Annotated in this window: 6 protein-coding genes and 1 pseudogene; all 7 read left to right on the forward strand. The window is 66.4% G+C overall.

The window, feature by feature from the left end:
• Nucleotides 1-196: pseudogene (locus tag VGH68_RS29000) on the forward strand (flagellar motor stator protein MotA); the annotation flags it as partial.
• Nucleotides 197-217: 21 nt separating this feature from the next.
• Complete coding sequence (gene motB, locus VGH68_RS29005; RefSeq protein WP_331607178.1) at nt 218-1,225, forward strand: flagellar motor protein MotB; 1,008 nt, start codon at nt 218-220, stop codon at nt 1,223-1,225.
• Between the two features lie 82 nt (nt 1,226-1,307).
• Nucleotides 1,308-1,685, forward strand: a complete 378-nt coding sequence (locus VGH68_RS29010) for a response regulator (protein ID WP_331607179.1) — start codon at nt 1,308-1,310, stop codon at nt 1,683-1,685.
• A 96-nt stretch (nt 1,686-1,781) separates the two neighbouring features.
• Nucleotides 1,782-4,115, forward strand: coding sequence for a chemotaxis protein CheA (gene cheA, locus VGH68_RS29015; RefSeq protein ID WP_331607180.1), 2,334 nt, complete (start codon nt 1,782-1,784; stop codon nt 4,113-4,115).
• A 96-nt stretch (nt 4,116-4,211) separates the two neighbouring features.
• On the forward strand, nt 4,212-4,748 hold the full coding sequence (locus VGH68_RS29020; protein WP_331607181.1) for a chemotaxis protein CheW: 537 nt from the start codon (nt 4,212-4,214) through the stop codon (nt 4,746-4,748).
• A gap of 45 nt (nt 4,749-4,793) precedes the next feature.
• On the forward strand, nt 4,794-6,626 hold the full coding sequence (locus VGH68_RS29025; RefSeq protein WP_331607182.1) for a methyl-accepting chemotaxis protein: 1,833 nt from the start codon (nt 4,794-4,796) through the stop codon (nt 6,624-6,626).
• A 184-nt stretch (nt 6,627-6,810) separates the two neighbouring features.
• The coding region (locus VGH68_RS29030) for a CheR family methyltransferase (RefSeq protein ID WP_331607184.1) at nt 6,811-7,729 on the forward strand (919 nt) is incomplete at its 3' end.

Genomic DNA, 7,729 nt, shown 5'->3' on the forward strand with positions numbered 1-7,729 from the left:
GCTCGCGAGCGTCGCCGAACAGCGCGTGACCGAGTCGACCAAGATGTTCCAGTGCATCAAGGTGACGATCCTCGCGAGCCTGAACGGCTACGCGCCCGCGATTGCCGTCGAGTTCGGCCGCAAGGTGCTGTTCTCGACCGAGCGTCCGTCGTTCGCCGAGCTCGAAGAGCACGTGCGCCGCGTCAAGGCTAAATAAGAAGGCGGCGGGAACCGAACGATGAGCAAGGACAAGGATCGCGCGATTGTCGTCAAGCGCTCGGCGCCGAAGAAGTCGGGCCATCACGGCGGCGCATGGAAGCTCGCATACGCGGACTTCATGACCGCGATGATGGCGTTCTTCCTGCTGATGTGGCTGCTCAGTTCGGCATCCACCGTGCAATTGCGCGGCATCGCCGACTACTTCAACCAGCCGCTGAAGATCACGCTGTGGGGCGGCGATCGCAGTGCCGAGGATTCGAGCATCCTGAAGGGCGGCGGACGCGACATCTCGACCGACGCGCAGGGCGTGACCCGCTCGACCGACGGCAGCAACAGCCGCGCCGAGCACTCGACATCGCACAACAACGACGACTCGGTGAAGCAGTTGCAGGGCGCGCTCGAACGCCAGGAGCAGGTCCGTTTGCACGACCTGCAGGTCAAGCTGATGGCCGCGATCGAGGCAAACCCGGTGCTGCGCCAGTTCAAGCAGCAGATCCGCATCGACTCCACGCTGACCGGTCTGCGCATCGAGATCGTCGACTCGCAGAAGCGGCCGATGTTCGCGACCGCGCGAGACGTCGTCGAACCGTATATGCGCGACATCCTGCGCGAGATCGGCCACACGCTGAACGACGTGCCGAACCGCATCATCGTGCAGGGTCACACCGACGCGGTGCCCTACGCGGGCGGCGAGAAGGGCTATAGCAACTGGGAGCTGTCCGCCGATCGCGCGAATGCGTCGCGCCGCGAACTGGTCGCCGGCGGCATGGATGAAGCGAAGGTGATGCGCGTGCTCGGCCTCGCGTCGACGCAGAACCTGAACAAGGCGGACCCGCTCGATCCGGAGAACCGCCGCATCAGCATCATCGTGCTGAACAGGAAGTCCGAGGACGCGCTCAATCACGACGATTCGACCACGACGACACTGTCGGACGACGCAGCGGGCTCGAAGCCGCTGCTGCAGAAACTTGCGCAGCCGGCAACGGCTGCACCGAAGCCGACGGCGCCCGCGCCGGCGGCCCAGTAACAGACCGCGGCCGCCGGGCCGCGGCGCGCCCCGGTGGCGCGGCCCGCCCGGCAGCCCGGAAGTCAAGCGCAGCGAGGTTTTCATGATCAGGCACATCCTGGCAATCGACGATTCGGCATCGATGCGGCAGATCCTCGCCGCGACGCTGACGGGCGCCGGCTATGAGGTCACGCTCGCGGCGGACGGCAACGAAGGGCTCGAAAACGCGCTCGCGATGTCGTTCGACCTGGTGCTGACCGACCAGCATATGCCGGGCAAGACCGGCCTCGATCTGATCACCGCGTTGCGCGGCAATCCGGCGTACCAGAGCACGCCGATCCTCGTGCTGACGACGGAATCCGGCGAGCCGTTCAAGGCGGCGGCGCGCGCGGCGGGCGCGACCGGCTGGATCGAAAAGCCGCTCGACCCGGACATGCTGACCGAGCTGGTGGCGGCGCTGGCTGAGCCGGACCCCGCGTGAGCGAGCTTCAGACCCAGCACAGACACAGTACAGATAGCGCTCGACGCGGCGATACGACAGCCGCGCCAGCACAGGAACTTTTGCGGTGAACCAGGCATGACACTCGACATCACACAGTTCTATCAAACGTTTTTCGACGAAGCGGATGAACTGCTCGCGCAGATGGAGCAGTTGCTGCTCAATCTCGACGTGGCCCACCCGGACCCCGAAGACCTCGCGGCGATTTTCCGCGCCGCGCATTCGATCAAGGGCGGCGCCGCGACCTTCGGCTTCACCGCGCTCACCGAGACGACGCACATTCTCGAGTCGCTGCTCGATCGCGCGCGCAACAACGAACTCGTGTTGCGCAAGGACATGATCGACACGTTCCTCGAAACCAAGGACGTGCTGTCGGGCCAGCTCGCCGACTATCGCGCGAGCGCCGAGCCGGACGCGGCGGTGGCGCGCGCGATCTGCGCGAAGCTCGAACAGCTGCATGCGGAGAGCCGGATGGGCGGCATGCCCGCAGCACCGGTGGCGGCTGAAACCGCGCCGCTGGAAGCACCAGCACCGGAGCCGGCATTCGCCGGGCAAGAACAGGAACAAGGCGGTACCCCGCCCGAGCACGTCGTCGAACAGGCGGTGCAGGTGGCGGGTGAATGGACGGGCGGCGAACCGGCACAGACCGGACCCGCCACAGGGAGCGCCGGCGGCAACGCCGACGGTCCTCATCTGAAAATTACGCTACGGGGCGTGGGAGAGAAAGACCAGGAACTGCTCGCCGAAGAGCTGGGCAACCTGGGCAATATCGTCGGGCAGGTCAAGAGCGGCAGCGATCTGATGCTGTGGCTTTCGACCGACGTACCTTCTGACGACATCATCGCCGTGTGCTGCTTCGTGATCGACGAAAGTCAGATCACGATCGGCCGCGGCACCGCGCCGGCGGACGACGCGCAGCAGGGCGAACCTGGAACGCCCGACGCTGCCGTCCACACGCCGGCGCAGGCAACACACGTCGCGCCCGCCGTTGCGGCGGCGCGCGCGCAGCCGGCCACGCCGGCGGTGTCCGCAGCATCGCCGGCCCAGGCGGCCGGCACCGCCGCGCCCGCCAGTGTGGCCACCACGGCGAACGCCGCGGACAGCGCGCTGGCGGCCCCGCCGCCGGCCGCCGCTCAACCGGAGGCAGCGAAGCCGCCCGCCGCGCCCGCCGAGCAGGACCGCAAGGCGGCCCGTCCGGCGGCAGCGGCGAACGCCGGCGAAGGCAGCTCGATCCGCGTCGGCGTCGAGAAGGTCGATCAGCTGATCAACCTGGTCGGCGAACTGGTGATCACCCAGGCAATGCTTGCGGAGACCACCAGCACGTTCGATCCGGCGCTGCACGATCGGCTCTTCAACGGCATGGCGCAGCTGGAGCGCAACGCGCGCGATCTGCAGGAAGCGGTGATGTCGATCCGCATGATGCCAATGGATTACGTATTCAGCCGCTTCCCGCGTCTGGTGCGCGATCTCGCGGCGAAACTCGGCAAGGAGGTCGAACTCGTCACCTTCGGTCAGGCGACCGAACTCGACAAGAGCCTGATCGAACGGATCATCGATCCGTTGACCCACCTCGTGCGTAACAGCCTCGACCACGGCATCGAAACCGTCGAGGCGCGCCGCGCGGCGGGCAAGGATTCGACCGGCCAGCTGGTGCTGTCGGCCGCGCACCACGGCGGCAACATCGTCATCGAAGTGAGCGACGACGGCGCCGGTCTGCGCCGCGACAAGATTCTCGCGAAGGCGGCCAAGCAGGGCATGCAGGTCAGCGAAACGATGACCGACGAGGAAGTCTGGAACCTGATCTTCCTGCCGGGCTTCTCGACGGCTGAACAGGTGACGGACGTATCGGGCCGCGGCGTCGGCATGGACGTGGTCAAACGCAACATCCAGTCGATGGGTGGTCACGTCGAGATCACGTCGCACGCGGGCAAGGGCAGCACCACGCGGATCGTGTTGCCGCTCACGCTGGCGATTCTCGACGGCATGTCGGTGAAGATCGGCAACGAAATCTTCATCCTGCCGCTGAATTTCGTGATGGAGTCGCTGCAGCCGCGCGCGGAAGACATCTACACGGTCGCCAACGGCGAGCGCGTGGTGCGCGTGCGCGGCGAATATCTGCCGCTCGTCGCGCTGCACGAGGTGTTCAACGTGCAGGACGCGAAGCAGGAGCCGACCCAAGGCATCGTCACGATCATGCAGACCGAGGGGCGGCGCTTCGCGATGCTGATCGACGAACTGGTCGGCCAGCAGCAGGTGGTCGTGAAGAATCTGGAAACGAACTACCGCAAGGTGCACGGCATTTCCGCGGCGACCATTCTCGGCGACGGCAGCGTCGCGCTGATCGTGGACGTGGCGGCGCTGAACCGCGAGTCGCGCCACGCGCATGGGCACGGCGCGATGAGTCTGGCGTGACCGCTTCCGCGTGGAGCCGGTTCGTGCGACACGCGGCATCGGCAGACCTCGCAACACACATTCAACTCATTTCATCCCAACCGTTTGGGGGCTAACGTGGCAGAAGTCCAATCCATCAATTCGAGCGTCGCGAACGTCAGCGGCACGAACGGTCGCCGCGACGCACAGCAGGCGGACGCCGGCGGTCAGGAATTCCTCGTCTTCACGCTCGGCGCGGAAGAGTACGGGATCGACATCCTGAAGGTGCAGGAAATCCGCGGCTACGACAACGTCACGCGCATCGCCAACGCGCCCGAGTTCATCAAGGGCGTGATCAATCTGCGCGGCATCATCGTGCCGATCGTCGACATGCGCATCAAGTTTCATCTGGGCCGCGTCGAATACGACCATCAGACCGTCGTGATCATCCTGAACGTCGCGCATCGCGTGGTCGGCATGGTGGTGGACGGCGTCTCCGACGTGCTCACGCTCGCAATGGATCAGATCATGCCGGCGCCTGAATTCGGCGCGACGCTGACGACCGAGTACCTGACGGGCCTGGGCACCGTCGACGGCCGCATGCTGATCCTGATGGACATCGAAAAGCTGATGACCAGCCAGGAAATGGCGCTCACCGAGACGCTCGGCGGCTGAGCGCGGCACTGACGGACAACAGCGAACAGGAATGGGAGCATCAGCATGCTGAGCAGGTGGTCGATCCGTACCTCGTTGACGATGGTGGGGATTCTTCTCGTTGCGCTGACCGTCGTGGCCGGCGCGCTCGGGCTCACCGCGTTGAATCGCGCGAGCGGCTCGCTCGATCGCGTCGCGCGCGGCGAACTCGTCGCGATTCACGCGCTCGACGATGCGTCGTCGTATCTATTGCGTTCGCGTCTCGCGATCGACCGCTTCAACACGCTGACGGCCGCCGGCAACGCGGACGAGGCGAAGAAAGTGCTCGACCGCGCGCAGGAACTGCTCGCCAAGGGCAACCAGAGCTGGCAGACGTATCTCGCCGCGCCCAAGCATGATGTCGATCAGGGCTTGGTCGACGACGTGCTGGCGAAACGCACGACGTTGATGCACGACGGCGTCGAAGCCGAATTCGCCGCGCTGAACGCGAATAATCTCGACGCGTATCACGCAGTCGCCGACACCAGAATCAGCCCGATGTTCATCGCGTACGATGCGGCCGCGAGCGCGGTCGTCAACGCGCTGCAGCAGAGCGTGCTCGAGCAGCAGGCGAGCGCGCAGTCCAACGCATCGCTGATGATGACGGCGATCGTCGCCGTCGTCGCGTTCGCGCTGCTGCTCGTGGTGGGTCTTCGCTTCGCGCTGCGCGGGCTGATCGTGCAGCCGCTCGCCGACGCGACCGCGTGCTTCGAGCGGATTGCCGCGGGCGATCTGTCCGAGACGATCGAGGTGTACAGCGGCAACGAAATCGGGCACCTGTTCGGCGGCATCAAGCGGATGCAGGAAAGCCTCGCGGCGATGCTGCGCGCGGTGCACAGCAGCACCGAATCGATCGACACCGGCGCGCGCGAAATCTCGATGGGCAATACCGATCTGTCGCAGCGCACGGAGCAGCAGGCCGCGTCGCTGCAGGAAACCGCGTCGAGCATGGATCAGTTGACGAGCACCGTGAAGCAGAACGCGGACAACGCGCGCCAGGCGAGCCAGCTCGCGGTGAACGCGTCGGACATCGCGACGCGCGGCGGCGACGTGGTGAGCCAGGTCGTCACGACGATGCAGGAAATCGCGACGAGTTCGAACAAGGTCGTCGACATCATCGGCGTGATCGAGGGCATCGCGTTCCAGACCAACATCCTCGCGCTGAACGCGGCGGTCGAAGCCGCGCGCGCCGGTGAGCAGGGCCGCGGCTTTGCGGTGGTTGCGGGCGAAGTGCGCAGCCTCGCGCAGCGCAGCGCGAGCGCGGCGAAAGAAATCAAGGAGCTGATCGGCGATTCGGCCGGCAAGGTCCATAGCGGCTCGGAACTGGTCGGCCGCGCCGGCACGACGATGGACGAGATCGTCCAGGCGGTGCGCCGCGTGACCGACATTATGGGCGAGATCAGCGCGGCGTCCGAAGAGCAGTCGGGCGGTATCGAGCAGGTCAATCGGGCGGTCGTGCAGATGGATTCGGTCACGCAGCAAAACGCCGCGCTGGTCGAGCAGGCAACGGCCGCGGCGGCTTCGCTCGAAGACCAGACCCGCCAGTTGCAGGCGGTGCTGCGCGGCTGGAAGGTCGCCGGCGGCCCGGTGCGGCAAGCGGTGGCCACGGCTGCGCCGGCAACGCGCGCACGGACGGTTGCGCCGGTCAACGCAACGAAGGGCGCGCGGCTTGCCAAAGCCAATCCCGCCCGTGCGGATAACGCAAAGGCGGCCTCGACCGCAAGCGCGGCCCAGCCGGCACCCGATGCAGCAGCCCGCGTCGAACCCGCGCTGAAGCCGAAGCAGTCCGCGATGCCCGCGCGCCCCGCTGTCGCGAGCACGGCCACGGCAGGCTCGGACGCGGACTGGGAAACCTTTTAAGGCAATGGTGTAACGACATGCGGCCAATCGGCATGGCGCCCGCTCGCGGGCGAAGCATCGGCGTACCCAGCGAGCGCGTGCCGCCAGCTGGCCGCATGTCGAGGAAACGCGCGGGCGGGTGCGGCCCTGCCACAGAGCGGCCGGGCAGCAAGCTTGATGGCAGCGACCGCAGACAGGACTGTTCATGATGGCAACGCGCGCACCACAAGCCTCCGCACGGGCGACCCCTGAGCGGACCGAGGCGGCCCGATCGGCCGAGACCGCACGCGATTTCGAATTCACGTCGGCGGACTTCGCCCGCATTCGCGATCTGATCCATCGCGCGGCGGGCATTTCACTGTCGGACCACAAGCGCGATATGGCATACAGCCGTCTCGCGCGCCGCCTGCGCGCGCGCGGTCTCGACACGTTCCGGCAGTATCTCGATCTGCTGGAAGCTGAAAACGATCCGGCCGAGTGGGAAGCGTTCACGAACGCGCTGACCACGAATCTGACCGCGTTCTTCCGCGAAGCCCATCACTTCCCGATCCTCGCCGAGTTCGTGCAGCGCCGCGCGCAGCCGGTGTCGGTGTGGTGCTCGGCCGCATCGACCGGCGAGGAGCCGTATTCGATCGCGATGACGCTAATCGAGGCGCTCGGCGAAAGCGGCGCGCGCCAGGCGTCGGTGATCGCGACCGACATCGACACGCAGGTGCTCGCGAAAGCCGAAGCCGGCGTCTATCAGTTCGATCAGGTCAAGCAGCTCTCGCCCGAGCGGCTCAAACGCTTCTTCCTGAAGGGCACCGGCGCGCATGCGGGGATGGTCAAGGTGCGGCCCGAAGTGCGCGCGCTGGTGCGCTTCGCACAGTTGAACCTGACCGATCGCGATTACCAGCTGCGCTCGCAGTTCGACGCGATTTTCTGCCGCAACGTGATGATCTATTTCGACAAGCCGACCCAGGCGCAGGTGCTTTCGCGCTTCGATCCGCTAATGAAGCCGGGCGGCCTGCTGTTTGCCGGCCACTCGGAGAACTTCACCTATGTTACGCAGGCATTCCGCCTGCGCGGCCAGACGGTCTACGAACTGACGCGCGACGCCGGCGCCGCCGCGCGCGCTCCGCAAC

Origin of the sequence: Paraburkholderia sp., assembly GCF_036488505.1 — a bacterium.
GTDB lineage: Bacteria > Pseudomonadota > Gammaproteobacteria > Burkholderiales > Burkholderiaceae > Paraburkholderia.

Coding starts and splice junctions, on each gene's coding strand:
- motB (WP_331607178.1), top strand. CDS start 218: ATGAGCAAGGACAAGGATCGCGCGATTGTCGTCAAGCGCTCGGCGCCG.
- VGH68_RS29010 (WP_331607179.1), top strand. CDS start 1,308: ATGATCAGGCACATCCTGGCAATCGACGATTCGGCATCGATGCGGCAG.
- cheA (WP_331607180.1), top strand. CDS start 1,782: ATGACACTCGACATCACACAGTTCTATCAAACGTTTTTCGACGAAGCG.
- VGH68_RS29025 (WP_331607182.1), top strand. CDS start 4,794: ATGCTGAGCAGGTGGTCGATCCGTACCTCGTTGACGATGGTGGGGATT.